This window comes from Actinoplanes sp. DH11, assembly GCF_020873875.1.
Classification (GTDB): Bacteria; Actinomycetota; Actinomycetes; order Mycobacteriales; family Micromonosporaceae; genus Actinoplanes.
The window spans coordinates 1-226 of sequence record NZ_JAHWGU010000244.1 but is presented as its reverse complement, the minus strand read 5'-3'; the positions used below and the strand labels follow the sequence as shown (position 1 = coordinate 226).

The 226-nt window shown below is 69.5% G+C and carries 1 pseudogene; it reads right to left on the bottom strand.

Annotated elements, in window-relative coordinates:
- Positions 1–226, bottom strand: a pseudogene (locus LPA41_RS41620) (acyltransferase domain-containing protein); the annotation flags it as partial.

Here is a 226-nt window from a genome sequence, read left to right as displayed (position 1 = left end):
GACACCCCATCAACAAGCCGCGCGATCACCTCGTCCTCGGTCGCGGCGACAGCCACCATCGCCCCACCCGACGGCAGCGCCTGCATCAGACTGCCACGGGCCGCGACCACCTTCACCGCATCCGCCTACGACCACAAACCCGCCACATGCGCGGCGGCCAGCGCACCGAGCGAATGCCCCAGCAACAGATCCGGGCGCACCCCCCACGACTGCAACAACCGGAACG